We start from the raw sequence: 26,937 nt of genomic DNA on the forward strand, positions 1-26,937 counted from the left end.
CATACGAATTTACTTACATTTCACTTTGTTTAGATTTCACTTTGTTTAGATTTCACTTTAAAAACAAAAGAGCTATCATAGTTGATAACTCTTTTTAGTTTTAAATTAAATTTTTCTCATATCTTCTTAGTAATCATTTAGACTTAAACGCTTACAATTATGACTACTATATCCTTCGACATTACTCTGATTGTACTTCTGCATCATCGGAAATTCCAGACCCTGAATTACCACTCGAAGATCCGTGACCAGATCCTGTACCGCTCGAGTCAGTCGTTCCTCCTGAGTTTGAAGAATCGCTACTTGATCCACTTGAACCAGATCCCGTTCCGCTTCCACTTGAAGTTCCGCCGCTCCTTGAAGTTCCGCTATTTCCATTACTCCTAGAATTTGAAGATCCGTTGTTGATTATTCCAGGGTTAATGTCAGTATTCGTGTCGTTACTGTCATCTATAATACTCGGCGTTTGAGTACTCGTTTCCTTACCTTTACTTACAACCAAAGAAACCTTTTGACCTTCATCGCTTGAACCTCCAAGTAAACTCTGTTCCAACACTGTGCCTTCCTTTGCACTGTTGTACTGATACTTTACATTTCCTAGCAATAATCCATTGTCATTTAGCAGCTTTTCAGCATCTGAAAGCTTCATCCCAACAACATTAGGAACTGGAACCTTCGTATTACCTCTACTGATAATCACAGAAATTGAATCACCTTTTTTCAATTTACTACCGGCAATAGGAGTCTGTGTTATTATCCTTCCCGCAGAAACCTGACTGCTAAATTCTTCAGATTTCAATTCTATATTCAATCCAAGATCTCTTACCTCGTTTTGAGCTTCCTCTATCGTCATGTTCTGCACATCAGGAACAACTACTTCCTCTTCGCTATTCCTACTGATAAAAGATCCCAAACCAAAATATTTAACACCGATATATCCATATCCAATCAAGATAAGAATTAAAATCACAGCTAAAATTTTCAACCTTCTTCTTGTTTTTGGAGATTCTTTCTTAATATTTTTCTTTTTTTCCTTTTTCAGTTCTTTCCTAGATTTTCTGGAGTTATCTTCATCATAATATTCTTCATCATCATAATACTCCTCGTCATCATAGTATTCATCCTCATCGTCAAAATATTCGTCTTCGTCATCGTAATATTCTTCCTCGTCGGACTTCTTTTTAAAAGGAATAGGTGTTCTACCCTTAAAAATACTGTAATCTCGTCTAGTTATATCCTCTGTTGCAAAGTTATCATAATCTTTCATATATGGAAGATCGATATTTTTTTCTACAAACTCAATATCTTCTATCAGCTCTTCAGCCGTTTCATATCTGTTAACTGGCTCTTTCTGAGTAAGCTTGCTAATAATAGTTCTAATCGAATTTGGAATAATTCTTTTTTCCTCATCAGAAAAGACGATGTTTTCGTTGATGTGCTTTAAGGCAATTGAAATAGGGCTATCTCCACTAAACGGAACTTTTCCCAATATCATTTCATAAAGAACAATCCCCAAAGAATATAAATCTGCATTGCTAGTCAGATGTTTTCCTTTAGCTTGCTCAGGTGATATATAATGAACTGAGCCGATTACACTCCCCATATTCGTCATAGTTGAACTACTCACTGCCTTTGCAATTCCAAAGTCAGCCACCTTAACTTGCCTACCATCTTTTGAAATCAGGATATTATGAGGCTTTATATCTCTGTGAATAATACCACTTCTATGAGCGGCTCCCAAAGCATTCGCTATCTGCTTCGTAATATCCAAAGCAGTGTACTCCTCCAAAGAACCCTCTTTTTGTATTATTTCCTTTAGATTTTGTCCATCAACATATTCCATTACAATGTAATGAACTTTTCCATCTTCACCTACATCATAAACATTCACTATATTCGGATGAGAAAGACTGGCTACGGCTTCTGCCTCTCTTTTAAACTTCACCAAAAATTCTTGATCATCAACAAATTCCGGTCTCAAAACCTTTACTGCTACTATTCTATTTAATAATCTATCCCTAGCTTGATAGACAAAGGCCATGCCTCCATCACCAATCTTCCTAAGGATCTCGTATCTATTTCCTAAGACTGTCGCTCCCATAATAACACCACCTTAAACCATAACTATTATTACTGTAACATTATCTTTGCCCGAAGTGTCATTTGCAAGCTCTACCAATTTATTCGCCATTTCTTCAGCGCTCAACCCACTCTTTAAAACAGCTTCAATTGTATTGCCTTCGACTGGACCTGTCAATCCATCAGTTGCAAGAAGTATTATATCACCCTCGTTTAGATCGACCTCAAAAATATCTACAATTACCACTGGTTCAGTACCAACAGCTCTAGTTATTTTGTTTCTATCTGGATGAACTCTCGCTTCTTCTTCAGTAATTATTTTAGCCTTCACATATTCTTCCACGACGGAGTGGTCAGAAGTAATTCGTTCAAGATTTCCTTCTTTTCTACACACATAACATCTGCTATCACCGACATTTGCAACATATGCTTTATTTTCATAAACAAAAGCCATTGTCAAAGTCGTACCCATTCCATCAAAACTAATATCTGCTTTCGATTTTTCATATACCATTGTATTTACAGTGTTATAGGCCTGCTTTATTATATCGTCAATATACTCAACTTTTATCGCCTCATTTTGGATTATGCTATCGTTGAAAATTTCAATAATATTTTCGACAGCAAGCTGACTGGCGACTTCACCTTTTTTATGGCCACCCATTCCATCGGCAATTGCAAAAATTCCAACCTCTTTCTTTTCACCGATTTCAATTATTTCTCCCTTGCAATAGTCCTCATTGTTTTTTCTGACTATTCCAATATGAGAAGTACACACAAAATCCATACTATTCCTCCTTAAACCGTGCCATCAGTATTTTTAAACTTTCTCCTTAACTGCCCGCAAGCACCACTAATATCAGCGCCCATGGAGTTTCTAATAGTCACAGGTATATTGTTTTTATCTAAGTAATCTTTAAATTTATTAATATACTCTTTACTAGGTTTTTCAAAATCTCTTTCATCCACAGGATTGATAGGAATTAGATTTACATGACATAGCATTCCTCTCAGCAATTTTACAATCTCACTTGCCTCATTTTCAGAATCGTTGACTCCTTTGATTAGAGAGTACTCAAAGGTTATTCGCCTTCCAGTTTTTTCAATAAAATATCTACAAGATTTTAAAATATCTCGAATTGAAAATTTATTTGCTACAGGCATAATCTTTTTTCTTTCTTCATCAAATGGAGAATGAAATGAAATTGCCAAATTTATCGGCAATTGCAAATCTGCCAAGTCGTATATTTTATCTACTACTCCACAGGTTGATAGTGTAATATGTCTATATCCTATGTTGAGACCATTTTCTTCATTAACCAACTTCAAAAACTGCACCGAGTTTTCATAGTTGTCCAACGGTTCTCCACTTCCCATCATGACCACATTAGATACTCTCATTCCCAAATCTTCTTGAACCTTTAATACTTGATCCAATATTTCCCATGGTTCTAGATTTCTATATAATCCATCAATTGTAGATGCACAAAATCTGCATCCCATCCTGCAACCAACTTGATTGGATACACAAACGGTAACTCTACTATCATAAATCATGGCAACAGTCTCAATAATACTTCCATCATTTAACAAAAATAGATATTTTTTTGTATTGTCAACCTTTGATTCCAATCTCAGCTCTACGTCTATATTACCAATTATCGAGGACTCAGACAGCTTCGCTCTTAGACTTTTGGGAATATTGTTCATTTCATCAAAATCCTTTATTCCTCTGTATACCCAAGAGAAAATTTGTCCACCTCGGAATTTTTTTTCACCAATACTAACTAAAAATTCCTTCATTTCATTTTCAGTTAGATTTTTTAGCACAACCTTCTCATCATACATTATACCACACCTCAATAAAATTTTTAAACTTTTTTCAATTTGCAAATAAAGAAACCATCCATATTATCCTTACTAGGCATAATCTTCAGATATCCCTTTCTTAGTCTCTCTTCTTCAAATAGTTTTGTCATAGGGTCGCCACAGATACTTTCAAAAACAAAATCTTTATTTCCATTTAAAAATTTTTGCACTACATTGATATTTTCTGAATCAAATATGGTACAAGTCGAATACACCATCGAACCACCTTTTTTTAAGTATTTCGCTGCATTACTCAATATTTGCAATTGCAATATTGGCAATCCGACTACATCCTCTTCTTTTTTGTATTTTATTTCAGGCTTTCGTCTTACTATTCCCATACCGGAGCAAGGTACATCACATAATACATAATCAAATTTCCCTTCGTATTCAGGGTTGAACTCGGATGCATCGCCTAGGGATATTTCAACATTATTTATTCCCAATCTCTCGCAATATGATTTCACAAGCTTAACTTTATGCTCGAATATATCATGTGACACTACTTTTCCAGTGTTGTTCATTATCTCTGCCAAATGAGTTGATTTTCCACCTGGAGCTGAACACAGATCTAGTACCACTGAATTTTCAGATGGATTGAGAACATTTCCAACCAGCATTGAACTTATATCCTGTACACTTATATACCCTTTTGTAAACAGCTCATTTTTTTCTATTCTTTTAAAAGAATCAACCTCAATCGCCTCAGCTATGCCTTCAACTTTTCTTCCGACAATACCATCCCTTGATAGTCTTTCTAAAACAAAATCCAAATAGTCGTCAAATGATGGAAATTCACTAGATCTTAATCTATTTACACGAAGATAGATTTTCGGTTTTTCAGACAACGAAATTAGTATATCTCTTGTTTTTTCAATCCCATTTTCTTTGACCAACCTTTCAACTATCCATTTTTCAAATGAGTATCTAGTGGCCAAACCTTCTATTGAATTTTCATCATGCTCAAATACATCATCAATATTCCTAGAAATATTTCTAAGAACAGCATTTACAAAATTCGACGACCTTTTATCAATTTTTTTCATCATAGAAACTGTTTCATTTATGGCAGCGTAATCTTTTACGCCATCTAGGAAAATAAGCTGGTATGCACCCATTCTAAGTGAAATTTTTACAGAGTATTGCATTTTTTTAACTTTTATCTTGGAGTGTCTATTAATTATTCCATCCAAAAAAATCTTATTTTCTAAAACTCCATAAACCAATTCTGTTGCAAAACCTCTTTGCAAGTCATCCAAATCACTCTCTTTTAAGTAATAATCCAAAGAGATATTGGAGTATTTTTTATTTTTTTCTATATCAAAAAGTACTTTATAAGCAATATTTCTTGCCGACACTTATTTCACCTCAACTCTTTTCTATTTTTACTGTCTAAAAATAAATGGCTATCCTCCACAAAGATAAGAAAATAGCCACTTATAACTAATCCATGTTTATCAATTACTTAATCTCTATCTCTGGCGATCAAAATCAGTCTAACCAATTGTAATATTGAAGCCAAAGCCGCTGCTACATAAGTCAAAGCCGCCGCATTCAATACTCTTCTTCCATCTCTCTTTTCTTCCGGACCCAAGATCCCCAAAACTTCAAGTTGATTTAATGCACGACTAGATGCGTTAAACTCAACAGGTAGAGTCACAATTTGGAATAACACTGTTGCAGAAAACAACAGGATTCCTAACCAGAGAAAATTCTTGCTAACCATAAATCCCATCAATATAATTATCCATGATGCCGATGAAGCAAAATTCACCATTGGAACCAATGTGCTTCTAAAATTCATCGGTGCATAGGATTCTTTATCCTGAATTGCATGACCACATTCATGAGCTGCTACGGAAACAGAAGTTATAGAAGTTCCGTAATATACCTCCTCGGAAAGACTAACTGTTTTTCCTCTTGGATCGTAATGGTCTGATAAATTTCCCTTTACCGGATACACTGGGATATTTGACAATCCATTGTGATCAAGTATTCTTCTTGCAACTTCTTGACCGGTAATTCCTTTCATAGACCTCACTTGAAAATATTTTCTAGTGGTTGAATTAACCTTAAATGAAGCATACAAAGACAATAATATTGCAGGAATCAATATTATCATCGAACTATCATAGTAAAACATCGGATACATCAAATCACCTACCTATTTTAATATTAAACCTAATTCTATATCATTTCCCTTAATATACTCTGAAACTGCCATTCTTTTCTTATTTGGCAATTGTATTTCCTGTATCAATAGTTTCCCTATTCCACAAAGAACTACTATTCCATTCTTATCTACATCAGTAATTTTCCCGATTTCATTATTTTGACCATCATCCAAAAGAACACAGGTCTTCCATATTTTCATCTTATTTTCGCCGTACTCACACCACGCTCCTGGCCAAGGGTTAATTCCTCTAACTAAGTTATGAATTTCCCTTGCAGACCTCGAAAAATCCACATGAGCCATCTCCTTGTTCAATGTAGGTGCATACGTTGATTTTGAATTATCTTGCTTTGTTCTTGTAAAATCTGATTTTAAGATTTTTTTGATGGTACTACTCAATATCTCTGCACCTTCAACCATCATCCAGTCATGAAGCTCACCTGCTGTTATTTCATCGTTCAATTCAAATTCTCTCGCTTCAATAATATCTCCCGTATCAAGTCCTGCATCCATGAACATCGTCGTAATACCGGTCTTTTTCAGACCGTTAATTATCGCCCAATTAATAGGTGCAGCCCCTCTTAATTCAGGAAGCAACGATACATGGACATTTATACATCCAAGCTTCGGTATTTCCAATAAATCCTTTTTCAAAATCTGACCATACGCCAAAACAACTACTAGATCCGGATTTATTTCACGTATTTCATCTATAAACTCGGGCTTTGAAGCCTTTTCAGGCTGAAGTACACAAATATTATGTTTAAGGGCAAGCTCCTTTACTGGAGACATCGCCATTTTCTTTCCTCTGCCCTTTGGCTTGTCCGGCTGCGTAACTACCGCTACCACTTCATGACCATCATCAATTAATCTCTGAAGTGAATCAACGGCAATTTGCGGTGTCCCCATAAATACTATCTTCATAGCTATTCTCCCTTAACTACTTTTTCTACAAAAAGTATTCCATCAAGATGATCTATCTCGTGACAAAATGCCCTTGCCAAAAACGCTTCGCCTTCGACAAATATCACATCTCCATTTCTATCCTGAGCCTTAACTTTTACATAATTTGGACGAGTTACTTCATCCACATACTCATCGACACTCAGACACCCCTCCACGTCAGTTTGCGTTCCCGAACTTTCGATAATTTCTGGATTTATCAATTCAATCAACCCATCTCCAATATCTACAATAACAGCTCTCCTTAGAATACCTACCTGTGGTGCAGCCAATCCGACTCCATCATGCAAATACATCGTATCTGCCATATCATCTAGTAAAGTATGTAGCTTTTCATTAAACTCCACAACATTCTTTGATTTTTTATTCAATACGGGATCTCCCATTTTTAACACATTTCTTATAGCCATTTTCTCCTCCTTAAAATCACACCCATAATACTAAATAAAAGTATTCGGATTTATCTCAATACTTATATCTATACCCTTACTAAATACATTTTCATACTTTTTTATACAAATATATTTTATCATAGATTTCAAAAGTTTTATGTCAACTCCGTGATTTTTTATTATTACTTGCCATCTAAATTTATTATTTATCATCCTAATTGAGCATTCGTTTGGACCAAGTATGCTTCTTACCGAATCAATTCCCTTTTCTTCCATCAGATACTTTAACGTATCTCTAAATCTAAATGAATTTTCTTTGGCTACTGATTCATCTGAATTTGCAAAAACAACCCTAATAATATTGTTAAATGGCTCATAGCCAAAAGTTTTTCTCAGCTTTATCTCAGTTTCATAAAATCCTTTGAAATCATAATTTGCGGCACTTCTAATAGCAAAATGCTCTGTATTGTATGTCTGTAGAACCACCTGACCTAGCTTTTCACCTCTACCTGCTCTTCCGGAAACCTGAGTAATCAATTGGAATGTCTGCTCATATGATTTAAAATCCGGAAAATTCAGCATGAGGTCTGCCGATATAATACCCACCAAGGTCACATTTGCAAAATCATGCCCCTTGCTCAGCATTTGCGTTCCAATTAAAATATCAGCTTCTCCCTTATTAAACTTTTCAAGAATTTTCTGTACTCCATTTTTCTTTTTTGTAGAATCTCTATCCATTCGCAGTGTCTTATGATTTGGAAATAAATTGGATACGAGCTCTTCTATTTTTTCAGTACCCACACCAACACTTCCAATATTAGTCATATTGCATTTCGGGCATCTCTCCGGAATATGCTCTTCATATCCACAATAATGGCAAATTCCTTTTTTTAAAGACTTATGATTCGTCAAAGTAATATCACAGTTTTTGCATTTAAACACATGACCACAATCTTTACATTCCATAAAATTTGCATAACCTCTTTTGTTCAAAAACAAAATCACTTGATTTCCTTTTTTTAGCTCCAAATCCATTTTAGCCACCAATTCTTTGCTAAGAGGTGAGCTATTTCCCGAGTGTAGCTCTTTTCTCATATCAACTATTGATATTTCAGGCATCAAATTGTTATTTGCTCTTTTATTTAGCTCAAGCAGCTCGTAATCTCCATTTTTCGCGTTGTAGTAATCTGGTACAGATGGCGTCGCAGAACCCAGCACGACAGCAACATTGCTTTTAAACGCCTTGTATCTGGCAACCTCAATCGCATCATATTTCGGAGTCTTTTCCGATTTATAACTAAAATCATGTTCTTCATCTATTATAATCAAACCCAATGAATCAAAAGGAAGAAAAATTGCGGATCTCGTGCCAATAACGACTCTTATATTGCCATTTTTAACCTCTCTAAAAACATCATATTTTTCACCCTCAGATAATTGGCTATGAAAAACTCCTACTATATTACCAAATCTATTTTTTACCCTTGCGATAGTCTGTGGAGTAAGAGCAATTTCCGGTACGAGAAAAACACTTTCCATTCCCTGAGATAACACATATTCTATAAGCTCTAAAAACACTTCCGTTTTACCACTACCTGTAACTCCATGAATCAAATATGGCTTGCGGCTTTGTTCTCGAATACCTTCGATTATTCTATCCACAACCTCTCTTTGCTGAGAATTCAAATCAATTTTTTTGTTCTCCACAGTCAAAAACTGTCTTGGAGCTCTAAAGTGACTCTCCTCTTTTATTTTTATTATGCCCTTTTTTTCAAGACTTTTTATTGTTTGATTAGATACACCAAGCAAATCCAAAAGTGCCGATTGCTCCACAGCATCATTCAAAATCAAGAAATTTACCGTCTCCAATTGTTTTTTGCCTAGCTTAAGACAGTTAATGTAATCGGAATCCATCTGTATTTTACATTTCAAATCCTCATCCAAATACACAGTCTTTATCTTTTTTTCGTTGACAACCTCTTTATACGACCACTGAATATTTACTAGTCCTTTTGAAATAAGAGAGTCCAATTTAGATTTTGAATGTCTGCTCGTTAGGCTGTCATAGCTGACGTCTTCTTTAGACAGATATAGCTCATTTATAATTTTTCTCTCAGCTTGATCTAGTGACATCTCCTGCTCAACAGTCAGCTCTTCTATAGAAAAAACCGGTTTGACAATTTTTGTAGAATTTAGTGTATAGCCCTTTGGAAAAAAAAGATTTAAGCAGTCCAAGTATGTGCAAATGTATCTATCTCTCATCCACGATATCAGTTCCATGTTTTCACGTGAAATCAGAGGCTCGTCTCCCAACACATCGAAAATTTCCTTTATTTCAAAATCAGTGCCTTCAGATTCATTTTCACTCTTTAAATTATTTACGATTGCTTCTATAGGCTTGTTGCTTTTTCCAAAAGGGACACTAACTCTGTATCCAATATCTATTTTGTTTTCAAGTGAATCAGGTACTCTGTATGAGAACAACATATCAGAAAATCTTCCTTTTTGCCTCAAAATTACATCTACATACATAATTACCTCCAAAATATTATCCTAAAAATAGGGAAATCAAAGTTGATTTCCCTCGCATTAACTACTTATTTTCGATTATCACTTTAATATCGTCTAAAATATGATTTCCAACCTCTGACTTCTCCATTTTTGGAAGCTCTCTGATATCGCCGTTCGGATAAATAAACTTTACTATATTTGTATCAGAAGCGAAACCAGCACCTTCCTTTGTCAAATCATTGGCAACAATAAAATCCAAATTTTTCTTTTCAATCTTTTTCGTGGCATTTTCCAAAACATCGTTGGTTTCAGCAGCAAATCCTATCAATACCTTATCACCCTTAATTTTTCCCAGCTCAAGAGCTATATCCTTATTTCTAGACAATTTAATCTCTAGATCATCGTTTTTTTTCTTAATCTTCTTATCTGAGTATTCCTTTGGTTTGTAATCGGCAACAGCCGCACTTTGAATAACCACTTGATTATTTTCAAATTCCTTTGTCACAGCATTATATAAATCTTCTGCACTTTCAATATTTATAAACTTTGAAAGTTTTTTCGGTATTGGCAAGTTTGTTTTTCCGGAAATCAGAGTTACATTTGCTCCTCTTTCTACAGCAGATTTCGCTATTGCGTAACCCATCTTGCCACTCGACCTGTTTGTAATATACCTTACAGGATCAATAGATTCAATTGTCGGGCCTGCAGTAATCAGTATATTTATCCCATTTAGGTCCTTTACATCTTGCTCATCAAAAAAGTTTTCCACATAATCTACTATTTCATCTACATCTGCAAGTTTTCCAACTCCTATATCTCCACATGCCAACAATCCTGAGCTTGGATCAATAAACCTATAGCCATATTTTTTTAATCTTTTGATATTATTTTGGACAATCTCATTTTCGTACATATTGGTGTTCATAGCTGGAGCAAAAACAACTGGCGATTTAGTCGCCATAACTGTCGTGCTTAGCATATCATCGGCAATTCCATTCGCTACTTTTCCGATAATATTTGCAGTTGCAGGCACAATCAGAAATAAGTCCGCCATTTTTGCAATTTCAATATGCTCTACATCCCAAGTCTTTGGCTCTTCAAACATATCTGTAGTTACAAAATTATTACTCAAGGTCTGAAAAGTCATAGGAGTTACGAACTCGCAAGCCGATTTCGTCATGATTACCTTAACATTGGCACCCATTTTTTTTATTCTATTAACAACATCGCAAGCCTTGTAAACAGCTATACCACCAGTCACTCCGACAACAACATTTTTACCACTTAACATAATATCTCTCCCAAAATATAAAAAATTACTCTTGTTCCAAATACTTTCTCTCTTGCTCAAGCTTATGTTCTATTTCTTGTGTTTTTATTTCATCATCAGTTAATAATCTGTACTTTACCTTACCTTCAATAACTTCTTCGCTTGCAACAACTACTGGCTTTTCTTCAGTATTAGAATTAACCATTGGAATATCGCCATCTACCAACTCTCTCGCTCTCTTTGAAACAGTTGCAATCAAGTAATATCTGTTATCTATTTTTTTTACAATTTCATTTAGTGATGGTTTTAGCATTTTAATATCTCCTTTTCAAATAAATCTATAATTTCATCTTTGTATCTTATAACTTTCATCTTTTCAGACATGATTATCTTTTCAATATCTTCCACTGATTTTTCCACTACGTTATTAAAAACAAAGTAGTCGTATTCACCCACTAGCTTGATTTCATTATACGCAGAATTAAATCTCATTTCAATTTGTGCATTTGTTTCCGTTCCTCTACCAACAATTCTGCTTTTTAGCTCTGACAGGCTTGGTGGTAAAATAAAAACAAATACTGCTTCTGGATATGATTTTTTTACCTGCATCGCACCCTGCATTTCAATTTCAAGAATAACATCATTACCCTTGCTTATTTCGTCAAAAATAGTCTTTTTTGGTGTACCATAATAATTTTCATAAATCTTGGCAAATTCTAAAAACTCGTCATTGTCGATCATATTTTCAAATTCGCTCTTCGATTTATAATAATAACTCACGCCTTCAATCTCGCCTTCTCTAGGTTTTCTAGTAGTAGCTGAAACTGAAAGATTGATTTTTTCATGTTTTTCCACTAGTTTTTTACAGATGGTACCTTTTCCAGCTCCACTTGGACCAGAAATAACTATCAGCAACCCCTTCTTCTTAACCATAAAAGCCCCTCCACGTATCAATACACTGCAATTACAACTATTCAATATTCTGTATTTGTTCTCTTATCTTTTCAAGCTCAGATTTCATATCTATAACTAAATTCGTTATTGAAATATTAGAAACCTTTGAGCCTATCGTATTTGTTTCTCTATTCATCTCCTGAATCAAAAAGTCAAGTTTTCTGCCTATTGTATCATCACTTATGACTGTATTTCTCAATTGTGTTATATGACTTTTAAATCTAACAATCTCCTCAGTTATATTAGACTTATCAGCAAATATGGCAACCTCCTGTGCTAATCGATTTTCATCTATTATATTGGGATCATCCATAATATCTGAAATTCTGTCATACAATTTCTTTCTGTATTCATCTTCGACAGTTGATGACAAAGATTCGATTTCCAAAATATTATTTTCCAGAGCCTTTGTTCTCTCCAATATATCATTGGCTAGCTTACGGCCCTCAAATCTTCTCATATCCGTCAGCTTAGTCATACAATTTTCCAGCGCAATCTCCATCATTCCCCACAGTTCTTCTTCATCATTCTCAGATTCTGAAATCTTTATTACATCAGGAAAGCTATAGATGTCACTCAGTTTGATTTCATCATCAAGCTTAAAATCACACTTCACTCTAGAAACAATATCATAAACCTGCTTTGCAAGCTCAGGATCATAAATCAAATTAATATCATTAGATGACAATGCTTCTAATTTTACAAAAATGTCGACTCTACCTCTCTTCAAGTATAGTTTAACAAATTGTCTCAGTTTATCTTCTAAAAAAGAAACTTTTCTTGGAATTCTAGGATTAATATCTAAATACTTGTGATTAATTGTCTTGCATTCAATAGAAATACAGTATTTATCACCTTTGTACTCTCCGATTCCAAATCCAGTCATACTTATTGCCATATCATTTTTCTCCAATATTTTATTATCATATATATTTTACCGTAAAGTTAATTATAACACAAAAACCAATCATTTTGTATAACTTCCAAGACAATAAATTTTCAATTTTATCAGTCTTGTGAAACTGACTTTTCTTTGTCTCACAAAGCTGACTTTAAAAAATCTTAGCTTTTATCATCCTGAAGAACTCTTATCTTTGCTATCGCTTCATCTGATGGAGTAACATAAACGGTTCTATTGTTATCATAAATGACTAACCCAGGCTTTGCACCAGAAGGCTTCCTTACATTTTTCTTCAGCGTGTAATCTACAGGAACCTTACTCGATAATCTCGCCTTGCTAAAAAACGCAGCCAAAAGTGCAGCCTCAAATATTTCTTCCTCGCCGACTTTTTTACCTGCAGATTTTATTACGACATGAGAGCCTGGAATATCCTTTGTATGAAACCACAAATCCTCATTATCTGCCAACCTCAATGTAAGATAGTCATTTTGTTTATTATTTTTTCCAACAATTATAAGATTTCCATTAGAGCTCAAATATTTTTTAAATTCCGTAACAGGCTTTACATTCTTTTTCGGAATTTTGTAAGCCCGCACATATCCCTCTCTTATCAGCTCTTCTCTTATTTCTTTTAATTCCACTTCATTTTCACAATTTTCTATTGCAAGCAAAATATTTTCAAGGTATTCGGCTTCCTCAGTATTTTCAGAAATAAATTTTGTCAACTCTTCATTTGCCTTTTTTAGTTTATTATATTTTTTAAAATACTTTTGAGCATTCTCGGATGGAGTTAAATTTTTTTGAAGCTGTACATTTACTTCGTTGTTATCATCATAAAAATTACACAAGCTCACACTCTCCATCCCCTGTTTAATCATATAAATATAGGATGTAATCAGCTCTCCTTTTATCTTAAATTCCTCCGCTTTTTCCGATTCCCTTAGCTCTTCCATTTGCTTTTTTATTTTGTTATTTAAACGCTCTAATTTGATGGATATGTTTTTCCTCAAATTAAGAGATTTCTGAGATATCCTCTCTTTTTTATCCTTTGATATATAGTAATTCTCAATAACCTCAGATATTGAGTCAAACGATTTTACTTCACAGTCTTTATACTGCGATAGCTCGATCACACCAAACTCAACTATTTTATTTCTACTCGTGTCTATCACCATATTAGGGTAAACATCGTCATTATCCAATTTTGAAAAAATACCATTTACTTCGTCGGCTATTCTCTTGACATCATAAAGATATGCATCCTTTGCGAATAAATCCACATCAATGCCAAGCCTATAGCAAATCTCGTTTGAAATAAGTGGCGAAACACCTAATATATTCGATAGTATTGCCTTATTGATTTTTTGCTGACTTTTTTCAAATCGCCTTGTCAATTCATCAACATCAATACCTTCAAGAGGATTGATTTTGTCCTGACCTGGAGGCAATTCATACTCCATACCCGGTAATATCTGTCTAACTCTACTAACACTTAGAGGTATTCTTTTTATTGAATCCAATATCTTTCTTTCATTCTTTGAGACCAATATAATATTACTGTGTTTTCCCATAATCTCAATATAGAGATATTTTGTCGTTTTTTCTCTCAGCTCATCATAGGATTCGACTGAAATTCTCATAATTCGCTCGAATCCAATCTGTTCAACATCGGTTATCACACCATTTTGAATATATTTTCTTAGAGTCATACAAAATACGGGTGCTTTCTTTGGATTGCTTTTTTCATAATCTTTGGCAATGTAAACTCTCGGGTTTGATGCACTAGAGCTTATTACCAATTTTATATTAGATTCCCTTGTTCTAATTTTTAGGCAAATTTCATCTTTTTCTGGCTGATACACCTTGTCTATTTTTGTTCCAACAAGAGTTTTTTTCAATTCTCTAGACAGTGCATTCAGCACAATACCATCAAACGCCATAATACTGTTCCTCTCTAATCTTTATCATGTATTTTCTGCTTCAACTTATTCACAAATTGTTACAAAATCCTCTTATTCACAAATTGTCACAGAATCTTCATCATCAATTTCTATAAATTTAACCAATACCTTTTCATTTTTTGACGTAGGTACGTTTTTACCTACATAATCAGCCCTAATTGGTAGCTCTCTGTGTCCTCTATCGACAAGAACAGCCAATTGAACTAACTTTGGTCTACCGTTGTCAATAATATAATCTAATGCCGCTCTTATTGTTCTACCTGTATACAGCACATCATCGACTAAAACTACTGTTTTGTTGTGGACATCAAGATCAAATTTTTCGTCGACCAATCCTTTGATGACATCGTGTGTTATATCATCTCTATAACTCGTTATATCGATACTGTCACACATCACTCTGCTATTTTCAATAGATTCAATCTTACTAGCAATTCTATTTGCCAAAGGAATCCCTTTAGTTTTGATGCCAACTATAACCAAATCCTCGATTCCTTTATTTCTTTCAATTATTTCATGACTAATCCTTGTAATTGCTCTGCCTATAGCTTTTTCGTCCATTATTCTCGCTTTTTCCATATCTATTTCCTCTAAACATTATTCGGATAAATTTTAGCTATTCCTTTGCCTTCTTCATCACATCTAAAAAATACTCAGGTAATTCAGAGTTAAATTCCATGTATTCACCACTACTTGGATGAACAAACCCCAATTTTCTTGCATGAAGTACCTGTCCTGTTAATTTTGAAAATTTCTTCACAGCATAGCCATAGAGATCATCACCTATTATTGGATGCTTCAGATAATTGCTATGAACCCTTATTTGATGAGTTCTTCCTGTTTCCAAAGTTGCTTTCAAATGAGCAAATCCATTGAGATTTTCAATCAATTCAAAATGAGTGACAGCTCTTTTACCTCCATTTTTTACCACAGCCATTTTTAGCCTATCCTTTGGATTTCTACCAATAGGTTTATCAACCGTCATTTCCATCCAATCTACATTCCCAAACACTATCATCTCGTACTCTCTTGTAATCGAATGAACTGCAAATTGTTCTGCCAAAAAGTTATGAGCCCTATCATTCTTGGCAATCACGAGCAGTCCAGATGTATTTTTATCTATTCTGTGAACTATTCCTGGACGAATGACTCCATTTATAGAAGATAGGTTTTCTTTGCAATGAAACAATATTGCATTTACCAATGTATTGTCAAGGTTTCCAGGTGCTGGATGAACGACCATCCCTTGAGGCTTATTAACTATGAGAATATCCATGTCTTCATACACTATTTCGATAGGAATATCTTGTGGCTCCACGTCTAAAGCTTTTGGTTCTGGAAATTCAACCTCAATTTTGTCTCCAACACAAACCTTATAGCTCGACTTCTGTTTCTTACCATTTACCAAAGTCATTCCATCTCTAATAAGCTTTTGATGCATACTCCTAGAGACATCTGAAAACACTTCTGACAAAAATGCATCCAACCTCTTTCCATCATCATCCTTTTTCACTCTCAGTATCGTGTTCTTTTCTTCTCCCAAACTATTATTCCTTTCCAGTTATTAGCAGGTATACACACAGTATAAGTGTCCCGACTACAACAAGTACATCTGCGAAGTTAAAAACATAATTCCAAATAAATCTAAAATCAAAAAAATCTACAACATAGCCTAGGTATATTCTATCAATTAAATTTCCTACTGCTCCTGCCAGTATCATAGCAACAGCAATCTTAGAAATTTTCTTTTCCTTCGATTTATGAATATAAATTATGCCACCAATTACCACTAATATCGCAATAACGATGAAAATATACTGTTTGTCCTGCAACAAGCCAAATGCTGCCCCTCTATTCTCAACATACGTTATATGAAAAAAATCATTTATAACTGGAACACTATCGCCCAAATGAACGTTTGACTGTACATATTTTTTTGAAATCTGATCTATTATTATCAAAACTACAATAATTAGCTCAAACATTTTTTCCCTCAATTCTAAAATAAAATATTAAAACTCCAAATCAAAATAATATAATTCAATAGACATTAGTAAGTGTAAAACATTAATAAATAATAACAAAACTAATTTTCCACTGAAGTAACTAACGTAATACAAGAGTATCACAATAATGATACTCTTGTATTACTAATATTATCATAGATATCTCTAATTAAAAACCATTAAAACTTTCTAGGTATAAATCCTATTTTTTCATACACATCTCTAAGTGTCTTCCCAGCTCTAATTTCAGCCTTTTCAGCACCTCTAGTGTATATTCCTTCTAGATAATCTCTATTTTCCAACAAGTATGCATATTTTTCACGTATAGGTCTTAGGCTTTCTACCACCGCTTCAGCCATTTCACCCTTGAATGCCCCATATCCCTTTCCGGCATACATCGCAACAATTTCTTCTACTGATTTTTCTGTAACAGCAGAATATATATTTATAAGGTTCTTTAATCCCGGTTGATCATCAGAATAATTAACTACACCTACAGAATCTGTGACTGCTTTTTTAATCTTTTTAACAGTAGTGTCAGAATCCTCTGCAAGTAATATAAATGCATTTTCATTAGAATCAGATTTGCTCATCTTCTTTTCAGGCTCTTGTAGACTCATCACTCTCGCAGTTTCTTTTGGATAATATCCTTCAGGAACCACAAATGTACCAGGATATTTGTTGTTAAATCTTATAGCCAAATCTCTTGCCAATTCCAAATGTTGCTTTTGATCATCTCCAACTGGAACGACATCAGTTTGATAAAGTAATATATCCGCAGCCATTAATACCGGATATGTAAAAAGACCTGCATTAAGATTTGCTTCACTTTTCTTTGATTTATCTTTATATTGAGTCATTCTATTTAACTCACCCATATATGTCATTGTACATAATACCCAGTTCAACTCCGCATGCTCTCTCACATGAGACTGAATAAATATAGTATTCAGGTCAGGATCAATTCCACAAGCAATAAATTGAGCCAATAGTTCAATCGTTTGTCTTTTCAAGACTTCTGGATCCTGTGGAACCGTAATCGCATGCATATTAACCATACTAAAATAGCACTCAAACTCATGCTGTAGCTTTGTCCAGCTCTTCAATGCTCCAAGATAATTTCCCAATGTCATTTTACCCGATGGCTGTACACCACTAAATATTACTTTTTTTTCTTGATCGCTCATAATTTTGTCTCCTTTAGATTTTTCAACACTTATATAAATAATTATATCACTTGTAAAAAAAATATGTCAAGGTTTCTACAGGTGAGATAGCATATTAATTACCATATTTTTAGAGGTAAGAGCAGCTTTTTTTACGAACTCCTCATATTTAACATCTGCACTGCTGTCCGCATTATCTGAAATAGCCCTAATAATAACAAATGGAATCTCGTTTAAATATGCAACATGAGCAATAGCTCCGCCTTCCATCTCGCAACAATATCCACCAAACTCTTCACGCAAGACTGTTTTTTCTCCGTTATCCGCAACGAATTTATCCCCAGTAACAACTCTCCCCTTGAAACAATTATTCCCATCCTTTACATTATCAAAAGCCTTGTAAGCGGAGTCTATCAGAGCACTATTTGCAATGAAAACAGAAGTTTTTAATCTAGGAATTGTACCTTTTGGATCCCCCATTGCTGAAGCGTCAACATCATACTCAATCGCATCTGTCGAAATCACGACATCATTGATCATTATTCCTCCTCTTAGTCCACCAGCCACACCTGTGTTAATTACAGCATCTACTCCAAATTCGCTTATCAATATTTGTGTACATAGTGCTGCATTTACCTTTGCAATTCCACACTCAACTACAACTACATATTTTCCACATATATCTCCAAAATAGAAATCCAGTCCAGCCACTTTTTTAAAGCCCCTGTTTTCAATCTTAGAAACCAAACCCTCTACTTCTTCTCTCATTGCACCAATAATGCCTATTTTATTAAAACTCAATGTCATACTTCACCTCTTTGTCAATCATAATATTATTAAATTTTCGATCATTTCATAACATATTATATTTTATCATAATTACAGAAAAATAGGAATAAATCATAATCATGACCACCCGTCAAACGGGTGGTTTGCACAAGGGCTATAAGCCCAAGGGTTACCGGCCAGCGTCTAAAGGCGCTGGCTTTCACTCTGTTCAAGCTCAGCCTTTGACTCGTCGCTATCCCTTAAGGGATATTTGTACTACTTGCTATCCCTAAAGGGATCTTCATATTCTTTGACACTCAATTTATCTAATGCTATATCATGCTTTTCTTGATCTTGAATGTACTTCTTTATTGTTGCCTCATTAAGACCTACTGTACTGACATAGTAGCCTTCAGACCAAAAATGCCTATTACCAAATTTATACTTCAAATTTGCGTGCTTATCAAATATCATTAATGCACTTTTTCCTTTGAGATATCCCATAAATTGTGATACACTAAGTTTGGGTGGTATACTTACTAGTATATGAACATGGTCTATCATTAAGTGACCCTCTATTATTTCAACACCCTTGTATGTGCACAGCTGTCTTAGTATTACTCCTATACTTTCTCTGTATTGGCTGTATATTATTTTTCGCCTATATTTTGGAGTAAATACGATGTGGTACTTACACATCCATTTTGTATGTGACAAGCTGTTCGCTTTATTTGCCATAAAATCACCTTCCTATTCGTATTATTGAGCTTGAACAATTCAATTATACTATGGAATGGTGATTTTTTTGTATAACATCTGTCGCGCACCCGCATAGCGGGTGGTTTATTGTTTCGCACGCTTTGCGAGCTCAACTGGGACACGTCCCTATAAAAAAAGTATCCAAGCATTCATCTCCATATGTTCTGAATGCAGGATACTTTCTTACAGGACAATAATTAATACATTCCTTTATTGTTTTATACAAGACTAAATATTAAAAATACATACTAAATTATTTTTTAAACATTAATTACTAGAGTCCTTCATTTACTGAGATATGAATTACTCCGTGAGATAATCCGATAAATTATCCCTGTTGATTTGCTCTTCTACCAGCCATTCCTGCTGAGAACATTTTGTATGCAGTATAAAGAATAACTGCGATAATAACAAATTTCAATTTGTTTAGATCGGCATTCTTTACTCCCCAGTATGCTATTGCAACACCTAAAAGACCTGAAATAGAAATCACAATTGAAACCAATGGGCTATAAGTCTGCTCTTTAATAAATTTGATTGAACAAACAGGCATCAATAGTGCACAAGATCCCATCATGATTGGGAATGCAGATTTTAAATTCATACCTAGTAAGAATACCATCGCCATACATGGAGCGTATAAACCAACACCAGCTGTCATCAAGGCACCAAGAATAAAGTTACCAACAATACCTATTATTAATTTCACTCCAGTCAATCCAGTAGCTGTAGTTTCAACAGTAAACAGCTTCAAGTATGGATGAGTTATTATCATTATTATAGCAGCGGCAAATAGTGCAACACCCATAACCAACTGAATCTTTGTTTCGTCCATCTTTGATATTATACCAGCGCCGACATATGAACCAACAACAGCTGCAGCAATTAATGCAACAAGAGTAACTGGATCAATTTCTATAGCACCAGTAAACAATATCGCTTCAAAAAGAACTGGAAGAGTACAAGAAACATTAAGTGTTCCAGGGATATCTTTATCATTAATATCAACCTTCAATAACTTTAACAAAGCAACTATAGGACCAAAAGAACCAATACCAAGTGTATCACCAAAGTTTGTCAAGAATCCTATAAATGCAGATTTTCCGATCTGAGCACCTGAAGTATTCCCCAATGAACTCTTTCTCTTAATAACATCAGCAAGCAATACCACACCTGAGCCTGCAAATGCAATTTTAAATAACCACAGTAAAACAGTAATTATCATAAACATACCCCCTAATATAATTCAAAAATATAATTTTAAAATAAATTCTAATTTAGTTTGAGGAGGGAAAACCCCTCCACAAACACACATTTACTTACTATTTCAATACAAATCCATGCTTAACTGGATCTTCATCATCTATTACAAAATGATTGAATCCTGTAATATATGCAGAACCAGAAATCTGAGGTACTATTGCATCATAATCTCCAACCTTAGTTTCTTCAACTATTTCACCTTCGAATATAGTTCCTAATATAGATTCATAGAAGAATTTATCTCCCATTTTAAATTCTCCCTTTGCATGCAATGTAGCCAATTTAGCACTTGTACCAGTTCCACAAGGAGATCTATCAACCTGTCCCTGACCGAATACAACACAGTTTCTCAAAGTAGCATTTGGAGTGTCAGTTTCTGACCACCATTCAACCAAATCTACAGTTTTGATATGCTCTAATTCTGGATGCTGTACTGGTATTTCAGCGTTGATTATATCTCTTAGCTGCATACCCAATTTGTTTAATATTCCAGCGTTTTCTGGAACTATTTCAACACCTATCTGATCAACCTTTACGATAGCGAAGAAACTTCCACCAAAAGATATATCAAATTTAACCTTTCCATATCCTGGTAATTCTACTTCTTGATCTCTCTTATATAAGAATGATGGAACATTCTTGAATGATACTTTCTTAGCCTTTCCATTTTCAACAAGAACTTCACCTCTGATTATTCCAGCTGGTGCTTCCTGAACTACCTTTGTAATTGGTTCAGTCACTGGAACCATTCCAGTTTCTACTGCACAAGTCATAGCACCTATAGTTCCGTGTCCACACATATTTAGGTATCCGCCACCATCCATGAAAATGATACCAAAATCAGCTTCAGGATCAGTTGGCTGTGTAATTATAGAACCAAACATATCGTTATGTCCTCTTGGCTCTAGCATTATAGAAGTTCTTAAATAGTCAAGATTATCTTCCAACCACTGCTTCTTTTCTGGCATTGAATTCCCCTTAATATTTGGAATACCACCAACAACTATTCTTGTAGCTTCACCCGCAGTATGTGAATCAATTGCGTGAATACTCTTACTAAACTTCATAACTAAGTACCTCCATTCAAAATAATTATTTTTTTAACTAATATATGTACAAAAATACAAAATAATTTCTTATAAAATGTTAAACAATTTAGAAAATTATTTCGCCTTTCGCATTTTCAATTTCAAAAATACAAGTGCTTTTCTAGCATCGACAATATCAACATTGTTTTCACCAACAACCTCTGTTTCGATACCTTCTTCACTCTTATTAATATCGACGATCGTATCCATATATTTGTTTGTAACAACGAATTTCGCCTGTACACCATTGAAAGTAACACCTACAGTAGGTATTCCTCTCTTTCCAATTTCCTCAAAAGTATTTGCATAATCAACATGAGAATTTCCCCAGCCATCTGCACTTAGGATTACTCCATCCACCCTCATGGCTTCGCACCATGCTGCAGCTCTTTGGCCGACCAAATTCTTATATTTATTATCGTCAGGAGTACCAACAACCATTATTCCAACGAAATCAACGTCAGTATCTTCTCCCATTACTTCTACCAATGGATCTCTAAACATATGAAGAGATGTCTCTTTTGTTGACGGACCTATTCCCATAACAAACCTCCTATACCAACGCTCTCAATATTCCATCCCTATACTCGTTAGGTGATAGTATCATAGGCATATTACACATATCAATAATTGAAGTTCCACCTTCAAAACCACTCGGCTCAGATGGGAACAATAAATTGTCATACATTGCACCTTGTCCGGCAATCTGTTTAACCAAAACTACCTTTTTCTTTCCTGGCGACAATTTATCAACAAATTCATGCGATCCGGTTGCTAATCTTCCGTCTATTGTTTTTAGTACTTTTCTTATTTCTTGAATAAACATATCACATGCTCTAAAACAAGAGTTAGGTAGATTTCTATCAAATGGCAGTCCACCTTTTATCGTAACATCCATATGAATGATGTAATCATTTACGTCAGGTGTTCCTCTTCTACCAAAAATCATCTGTTCAGATAATATACCTTCTGAGGAGCCAAATTCATGCATTTGTCTTCCATCTTCATCAACACCAGTAAGCATAACACATGCTCCAGTGATGGTATGAGTAATGCCTTCGCCAATATCTCCCAATACTTTTGTAGAAATTGGTATAATGTCCATAATGGTATTGATTTCTCTATCGTAATCACCTGGTTTAATGATATCAAGCTTTATTTCAGTGATTAAATCATCATTCTTTTTTAATTCATCAATAAACTCTGGAACAATCTCAAGTACATCCTTTTTTATTGCAAACCTATTCCCAAATACTACCTCATTTATTTGAAATGGCTTTATTACAAGTCGTCTTAAAATCTTTTCCTCCATAGTAAATAATCACCTTCTTTATATTTTTTAGTAGGACTACATCCCCTATTTACATAGAGGATGTCCTACCAAAACACACCCAACAAGGATATGTAATATTATTATTTTTTATCATGTATCTAGTTACTAGATAGCTGCATGATATTCGAATGGCAATGGTACAATCTTACCAGCTGATGGAATAGCAATTAACTGTTCCAAAGTAGCCTTTAATATACCAGTCTGCATTTCAACATTGTGTGGTTCACCAGCATTTGCACCCATTGGAACCAATGGAGCAACCGCTCTTGGAGTACCGTTCTGTCTAACAACAGGTGGAAGAGCTGCTATTATTATTGTAGGTATACCAGCTTCTTCTATAGCTCTCTGCACGATCACGGCAGTTCTATGACAAGTACCTCAGCCAGCTGTCATAACAACGCCATCAACACCTTCTTCTTTCAACTTAGCAGCGATTGCTGGACCAGTTTCGTTTGTGAAAACTTCCTGGTTACCACCACCACCCATGAAAGCGTAGTGCATTGGTGCAACACCTTTGATAAATCCTTCCTTAGCAAGTTCGTGTAATCTTTCGATTGGGAACATGCAGTTTACGTCTCTGTTTACGTCAGAGTTATCGTATCCACCGTGAGATACCATTAGATCGTCTGGAGTTGCAGTATCAGGAACTGCTCTATATCCAGTATCTCCAGCAAGATTAAATCTTTCATCAGATTTCATATGAACACCAGCTGCAGTAGCCAATGCTATTACCATTTCATTTAACGGTTTTGTAACAGGAGCCCAAACTGGAGGAGGTGTGATTGGCACATATATCTCAGATTGAAGTCCTGGTACTGTAGTTAACTTACGACTCATTTATATTCTCTCCCTTCAAGTATTTTATAATTCTGGTTCTAATTTCTCGATTTTTTCATTTAATTCTTGTAGAATCTGTTTCTTTTCAAGAATCTCTCTCTCGAGTCTAGACAGATTTTCCAATTTTTTCTTTTCTTCAACTTTACGCTGACCTTCTAACTTTCTAATATACTCCTCATTGGGTTCAGGACTTAATACCTCTGGGTTACTTAACATAAACCCAACTTCTTGTCCCACTTGAGGATTGTAGTCAGAAATGAGCATTCTGTTCGGTATTTTAAATAGTCCAAGTCTACCCTTTAAGTCGATAGTAACAGCTCCTCCTTCTATTTTGGTAATAACACCTTCGTAATATTTTTCAGAGGAAATGTATTTTAGTCTTTCCATACTAACTCCTTTCATTAGGTATTTGAACCTTTTAATACTTATTTTTCACCTTCAACAGGAGTATAAGTATCTTCAACTAAACCAGCTTCTATATCAGCTATTTCGTATAGCTGACTTCTCTTTCTAGTCATGTTAAGTGAAGTTTCGTTTTCTTCAAGAGGAATCTTAATACCCAAAGTTTTTTCTATCGCATCGATATTGTTCAACTTAACGTTGTTATTCCATTTTCTCTCAGCAGCTTTAACTTCAACACCTTCTATAGCATTCTTTAACATTGATATGATTCTGTATGCTTCTTCTGGTGCTAATGTATTATTTTCAAGTATTTCGTTTTCGATACCCTGTCTTGACTTGTTGTTGTCAACCATGTGAGTCATGTACTTATTACCAACAACTAGAGCACCCTGAACAGCACAATAAGATACACCAACTACTGGTATTCCTCTCATTCCTATCTGTTCGATATGTGATGCAAAGTCTATATGGTTGTTACCGAAACCTTCTGTAGTAACAACTGCACCATCAACTTCCATAGATTCAACTAACATACCAAGTCTTCTTGATACATAGAATTTTTCTGAGTTAGCCTGTGGTGAACCAACGAATACAACACCTACTAGGTCAAATTCTTCATCGTTCATTGCAAGAGTTACTAATGGCTCTCTCCAGTAATGTCTAGACATTTCCTTAGAAGCAGGTCCTATACAAGTTAATGCATGGATACCACCATCTAATACTTCAAGTGGAGAAAGTACAACTGGAACGTTACCAAGGTCAACGTTTGGTCTAGCACCTAATGTACCAACTGGTTCAACTGGTAGTATTAGGTTGTCATGCATTGCACCCTGTCCCATTATTTCCTTAACTATTACTATTTTCTTTCTTCCAGTTCTTCTAACCTGATCGATTACTTCAGTGTTAACAACTAGAGATTCATCTTCAACAGCCTTTAGGGCTTCTCTGATTTCCTGAGTGATGTAATCAAATGCCTTATGTGCTGCAAGAGGTCCTGGTCTTTCCATGTTAGTACCTTCTTTGATAGTAACCTGACCCTTGATGAATATTTCACCAAAATCAGCAGCTCCTGGTCTTCCCCACATCATTGTAGTATCCATAGCACCTTCAGAAGAACCGAATTCACCAATCTGAACACCATTTGCATCTGTTCCAGTAAGTACCATTACAACACCATCAAGAACTCTTGTAACACCTTCACCTAGTTCGCCAGATTCCTTAGTTGCGATTGGCTGTAGGTCAAGGATTGCTTCTGAGTATTCGTTATATCTATCTGGAGTAATTATATCCAATGATAAATCGTATACCAATTCTTCAGTAGCAACTGCTTCTGCACAAATTGTTTCAGGATTTCTTATTGTAAGTGTAGTTCCATTGATTTCAGTCTTGTCACCGAAAACAACCTTATCTATTTTGTAGTGTTTCTTAGTAAGACTTCTAATTACTGTAGTCTTTTCTTCCTCAACTGGTACTCCAACTGTAGCAGCTGGTACAGAAGCAGCAACAGCATTTGCAACTGTTCCACCACCTAAACCAGTAGGAATTTCTAAGCTTATTCCCTTACCTTCACCTATGTTGATTTTTATTACACCACCAACATTAGCTGACTGTGCCTGAGGTGCAACAAAGCTTGCAACTGACTCTTCAGCAGCTTCTTCCTCTGCAGCTTCCTCAGCAGATGGATCTACATATCCCTCAACATTATCAGTTGTCATTGGAGTAAGCGCATCCAAAGTTTCCTTTAATTTTGCACCTAAAACCTGACCTATAGTCAAGTAGTTTTCTGGAAGTTCCAATAATCCAGAATCAATTAGATCTGGAAATATCGCTGGATCTTCAAGATTAGCAGCCTCAACTACTGTCCCTGCTTCAAATCTACAACAGCAGACTGCGGGATCATTAGCATGGGCTTTTGCTGTTTCATTAGTTATTGACATAGCAAAAAACCTCCTTAATATAATTTTTTATTATGTTATTATGATATAAAAAGCATATTATTTTAACGATGCACCTTTGATGTTACTGTTAATTTAATTTAATATTATTTAATACTACTATTATATGTACTTTATGTACAAAATTTAGGTTCAAGTTGCATCCTCGTAAACAAATGTTTTTTAATATGCTTATTAAACAAAACCAAAACTCAAGGTATATACCCATCATTCTAACAATTAAACAATTTAATTCGTTGTTAATTTAATAATGATTTATTACGCCAATCATAATGGCAACACTACTA

At 34.8% G+C, this 26,937-nt stretch carries 26 protein-coding genes; all 26 read right to left on the minus strand.

Translation table 11 applies throughout. From position 1 onward, the window contains the following. Positions 1–181: 181 nt before the first annotated feature. Positions 182–2,101 carry a Stk1 family PASTA domain-containing Ser/Thr kinase gene (gene pknB, locus FYJ71_RS09385; RefSeq protein ID WP_154538610.1) on the minus strand — a complete coding sequence of 640 codons (1,920 nt, stop codon included), beginning with the start codon at positions 2,099–2,101 and terminating at the stop codon, positions 182–184. Positions 2,102–2,113: 12 nt separating this feature from the next. Then, a complete protein-coding gene (locus FYJ71_RS09390; RefSeq protein ID WP_154538611.1) occupies positions 2,114–2,866 on the minus strand; it encodes a Stp1/IreP family PP2C-type Ser/Thr phosphatase in 753 nt (250 codons plus the stop codon). Between the two features lie 11 nt (positions 2,867–2,877). Further along, entirely contained in the window at positions 2,878–3,927 is a 1,050-nt protein-coding gene (gene rlmN / locus FYJ71_RS09395; RefSeq protein WP_154538612.1) for a 23S rRNA (adenine(2503)-C(2))-methyltransferase RlmN, read from the minus strand. Positions 3,928–3,950: 23 nt separating this feature from the next. Further along, positions 3,951–5,306, minus strand: coding sequence for a 16S rRNA (cytosine(967)-C(5))-methyltransferase RsmB (rsmB, locus tag FYJ71_RS09400; protein WP_328597755.1), 1,356 nt, complete (start codon positions 5,304–5,306; stop codon positions 3,951–3,953). A gap of 107 nt (positions 5,307–5,413) precedes the next feature. Next, a complete protein-coding gene (locus FYJ71_RS09405) occupies positions 5,414–6,100 on the minus strand; it encodes a zinc metallopeptidase (protein ID WP_154538613.1) in 687 nt (228 codons plus the stop codon). Positions 6,101–6,112: 12 nt separating this feature from the next. Further along, positions 6,113–7,045, minus strand: a complete 933-nt coding sequence (gene fmt, locus FYJ71_RS09410) for a methionyl-tRNA formyltransferase (protein WP_154538614.1) — start codon at positions 7,043–7,045, stop codon at positions 6,113–6,115. A 2-nt stretch (positions 7,046–7,047) separates the two neighbouring features. Continuing rightward, positions 7,048–7,494: a peptide deformylase gene (def, locus tag FYJ71_RS09415; protein WP_154538615.1), complete on the minus strand. Its 447-nt coding sequence runs from the start codon at positions 7,492–7,494 to the stop codon at positions 7,048–7,050. A 30-nt stretch (positions 7,495–7,524) separates the two neighbouring features. Continuing rightward, on the minus strand, positions 7,525–10,008 hold the full coding sequence (gene priA / locus FYJ71_RS09420; protein WP_154538616.1) for a primosomal protein N': 2,484 nt from the start codon (positions 10,006–10,008) through the stop codon (positions 7,525–7,527). Between the two features lie 61 nt (positions 10,009–10,069). Continuing rightward, on the minus strand, positions 10,070–11,278 hold the full coding sequence (gene coaBC, locus FYJ71_RS09425) for a bifunctional phosphopantothenoylcysteine decarboxylase/phosphopantothenate--cysteine ligase CoaBC (protein ID WP_154538617.1): 1,209 nt from the start codon (positions 11,276–11,278) through the stop codon (positions 10,070–10,072). 25 nt (positions 11,279–11,303) lie between these two features. Beyond that, the gene (gene rpoZ, locus FYJ71_RS09430) at positions 11,304–11,570 is read right to left on the minus strand and encodes a DNA-directed RNA polymerase subunit omega (RefSeq protein ID WP_154538618.1); all 267 of its coding nucleotides are present in this window, start codon (positions 11,568–11,570) and stop codon (positions 11,304–11,306) included. Beyond that, a complete protein-coding gene (gene gmk / locus FYJ71_RS09435; RefSeq protein ID WP_154538619.1) occupies positions 11,564–12,190 on the minus strand; it encodes a guanylate kinase in 627 nt (208 codons plus the stop codon). The genes rpoZ and gmk overlap by 7 nt, the downstream gene beginning before the upstream one ends. Positions 12,191–12,227: 37 nt before the next feature. Next, a complete protein-coding gene (locus FYJ71_RS09440; RefSeq protein WP_154538620.1) occupies positions 12,228–13,109 on the minus strand; it encodes a YicC/YloC family endoribonuclease in 882 nt (293 codons plus the stop codon). A 164-nt stretch (positions 13,110–13,273) separates the two neighbouring features. Continuing rightward, positions 13,274–15,052 carry an Rqc2 family fibronectin-binding protein gene (locus FYJ71_RS09445; protein WP_154538621.1) on the minus strand — a complete coding sequence of 593 codons (1,779 nt, stop codon included), beginning with the start codon at positions 15,050–15,052 and terminating at the stop codon, positions 13,274–13,276. A gap of 72 nt (positions 15,053–15,124) precedes the next feature. Continuing rightward, positions 15,125–15,652: a bifunctional pyr operon transcriptional regulator/uracil phosphoribosyltransferase PyrR gene (pyrR, locus tag FYJ71_RS09450; RefSeq protein WP_154538622.1), complete on the minus strand. Its 528-nt coding sequence runs from the start codon at positions 15,650–15,652 to the stop codon at positions 15,125–15,127. A gap of 37 nt (positions 15,653–15,689) precedes the next feature. Next, a complete protein-coding gene (locus tag FYJ71_RS09455) occupies positions 15,690–16,616 on the minus strand; it encodes an RluA family pseudouridine synthase (RefSeq protein WP_195836934.1) in 927 nt (308 codons plus the stop codon). A gap of 4 nt (positions 16,617–16,620) precedes the next feature. Then, complete coding sequence (lspA, locus tag FYJ71_RS09460; protein ID WP_154538624.1) at positions 16,621–17,058, minus strand: signal peptidase II; 438 nt, start codon at positions 17,056–17,058, stop codon at positions 16,621–16,623. A gap of 200 nt (positions 17,059–17,258) precedes the next feature. Beyond that, positions 17,259–18,266, minus strand: a complete 1,008-nt coding sequence (trpS, locus tag FYJ71_RS09465; RefSeq protein WP_154538625.1) for a tryptophan--tRNA ligase — start codon at positions 18,264–18,266, stop codon at positions 17,259–17,261. A 75-nt stretch (positions 18,267–18,341) separates the two neighbouring features. Further along, on the minus strand, positions 18,342–19,052 hold the full coding sequence (locus FYJ71_RS09470; RefSeq protein ID WP_154538626.1) for a 5'-methylthioadenosine/adenosylhomocysteine nucleosidase: 711 nt from the start codon (positions 19,050–19,052) through the stop codon (positions 18,342–18,344). 237 nt (positions 19,053–19,289) lie between these two features. Then, positions 19,290–19,751 carry an IS200/IS605 family transposase gene (gene tnpA, locus FYJ71_RS09475; protein ID WP_154538627.1) on the minus strand — a complete coding sequence of 154 codons (462 nt, stop codon included), beginning with the start codon at positions 19,749–19,751 and terminating at the stop codon, positions 19,290–19,292. A 349-nt stretch (positions 19,752–20,100) separates the two neighbouring features. Then, positions 20,101–20,997 (minus strand): sulfite exporter TauE/SafE family protein, encoded by an 897-nt coding sequence (locus FYJ71_RS09480; RefSeq protein ID WP_154538628.1) that lies wholly within the window; start codon positions 20,995–20,997, stop codon positions 20,101–20,103. A 97-nt stretch (positions 20,998–21,094) separates the two neighbouring features. Beyond that, the gene (locus FYJ71_RS09485; protein ID WP_154538629.1) at positions 21,095–22,102 is read right to left on the minus strand and encodes a proline racemase; all 1,008 of its coding nucleotides are present in this window, start codon (positions 22,100–22,102) and stop codon (positions 21,095–21,097) included. A gap of 96 nt (positions 22,103–22,198) precedes the next feature. Next, complete coding sequence (locus FYJ71_RS09490) at positions 22,199–22,666, minus strand: glycine/sarcosine/betaine reductase component B subunit (protein ID WP_091993716.1); 468 nt, start codon at positions 22,664–22,666, stop codon at positions 22,199–22,201. A 10-nt stretch (positions 22,667–22,676) separates the two neighbouring features. Continuing rightward, positions 22,677–23,435: a proline reductase cluster protein PrdD gene (prdD, locus tag FYJ71_RS09495; protein ID WP_154538630.1), complete on the minus strand. Its 759-nt coding sequence runs from the start codon at positions 23,433–23,435 to the stop codon at positions 22,677–22,679. 126 nt (positions 23,436–23,561) lie between these two features. Continuing rightward, positions 23,562–24,293 carry a D-proline reductase (dithiol) protein PrdB gene (prdB, locus tag FYJ71_RS09500; protein WP_091993719.1) on the minus strand — a complete coding sequence of 244 codons (732 nt, stop codon included), beginning with the start codon at positions 24,291–24,293 and terminating at the stop codon, positions 23,562–23,564. A 24-nt stretch (positions 24,294–24,317) separates the two neighbouring features. Further along, on the minus strand, positions 24,318–24,695 hold the full coding sequence (locus FYJ71_RS09505; protein ID WP_235899119.1) for a CBO2463/CBO2479 domain-containing protein: 378 nt from the start codon (positions 24,693–24,695) through the stop codon (positions 24,318–24,320). Positions 24,696–24,718: 23 nt separating this feature from the next. Beyond that, positions 24,719–26,632: a D-proline reductase (dithiol) proprotein PrdA gene (gene prdA / locus FYJ71_RS09510; protein ID WP_154538631.1), complete on the minus strand. Its 1,914-nt coding sequence runs from the start codon at positions 26,630–26,632 to the stop codon at positions 24,719–24,721. Positions 26,633–26,937 lie beyond the last annotated feature (305 nt).

It is taken from the genome of Peptostreptococcus porci (genome assembly GCF_009695815.1).
In the GTDB taxonomy this organism is placed as follows: Bacteria; Bacillota; Clostridia; order Peptostreptococcales; family Peptostreptococcaceae; genus Peptostreptococcus; species Peptostreptococcus porci.

Coding starts and splice junctions, on each gene's coding strand:
- rlmN (WP_154538612.1), bottom strand. CDS start 3,927: ATGTATGATGAGAAGGTTGTGCTAAAAAATCTAACTGAAAATGAAATG.
- FYJ71_RS09480 (WP_154538628.1), bottom strand. CDS start 20,997: ATGATAATTACTGTTTTACTGTGGTTATTTAAAATTGCATTTGCAGGC.
- pknB (WP_154538610.1), bottom strand. CDS start 2,101: ATGGGAGCGACAGTCTTAGGAAATAGATACGAGATCCTTAGGAAGATT.
- FYJ71_RS09505 (WP_235899119.1), bottom strand. CDS start 24,695: ATGAAAGGAGTTAGTATGGAAAGACTAAAATACATTTCCTCTGAAAAA.
- fmt (WP_154538614.1), bottom strand. CDS start 7,045: ATGAAGATAGTATTTATGGGGACACCGCAAATTGCCGTTGATTCACTT.
- gmk (WP_154538619.1), bottom strand. CDS start 12,190: ATGGTTAAGAAGAAGGGGTTGCTGATAGTTATTTCTGGTCCAAGTGGA.
- FYJ71_RS09485 (WP_154538629.1), bottom strand. CDS start 22,102: ATGAAGTTTAGTAAGAGTATTCACGCAATTGATTCACATACTGCGGGT.
- FYJ71_RS09405 (WP_154538613.1), bottom strand. CDS start 6,100: ATGTATCCGATGTTTTACTATGATAGTTCGATGATAATATTGATTCCT.
- FYJ71_RS09440 (WP_154538620.1), bottom strand. CDS start 13,109: ATGGCAATAAGTATGACTGGATTTGGAATCGGAGAGTACAAAGGTGAT.
- FYJ71_RS09490 (WP_091993716.1), bottom strand. CDS start 22,666: ATGGGAATAGGTCCGTCAACAAAAGAGACATCTCTTCATATGTTTAGA.
- FYJ71_RS09390 (WP_154538611.1), bottom strand. CDS start 2,866: ATGGATTTTGTGTGTACTTCTCATATTGGAATAGTCAGAAAAAACAAT.
- def (WP_154538615.1), bottom strand. CDS start 7,494: ATGGCTATAAGAAATGTGTTAAAAATGGGAGATCCCGTATTGAATAAA.
- tnpA (WP_154538627.1), bottom strand. CDS start 19,751: ATGGCAAATAAAGCGAACAGCTTGTCACATACAAAATGGATGTGTAAG.
- trpS (WP_154538625.1), bottom strand. CDS start 18,266: ATGAGCGATCAAGAAAAAAAAGTAATATTTAGTGGTGTACAGCCATCG.
- pyrR (WP_154538622.1), bottom strand. CDS start 15,652: ATGGAAAAAGCGAGAATAATGGACGAAAAAGCTATAGGCAGAGCAATT.
- lspA (WP_154538624.1), bottom strand. CDS start 17,058: ATGTTTGAGCTAATTATTGTAGTTTTGATAATAATAGATCAGATTTCA.
- prdA (WP_154538631.1), bottom strand. CDS start 26,632: ATGTCAATAACTAATGAAACAGCAAAAGCCCATGCTAATGATCCCGCA.
- prdD (WP_154538630.1), bottom strand. CDS start 23,435: ATGGAGGAAAAGATTTTAAGACGACTTGTAATAAAGCCATTTCAAATA.
- coaBC (WP_154538617.1), bottom strand. CDS start 11,278: ATGTTAAGTGGTAAAAATGTTGTTGTCGGAGTGACTGGTGGTATAGCT.
- priA (WP_154538616.1), bottom strand. CDS start 10,008: ATGTATGTAGATGTAATTTTGAGGCAAAAAGGAAGATTTTCTGATATG.
- FYJ71_RS09445 (WP_154538621.1), bottom strand. CDS start 15,052: ATGGCGTTTGATGGTATTGTGCTGAATGCACTGTCTAGAGAATTGAAA.
- FYJ71_RS09470 (WP_154538626.1), bottom strand. CDS start 19,052: ATGACATTGAGTTTTAATAAAATAGGCATTATTGGTGCAATGAGAGAA.
- rpoZ (WP_154538618.1), bottom strand. CDS start 11,570: ATGCTAAAACCATCACTAAATGAAATTGTAAAAAAAATAGATAACAGA.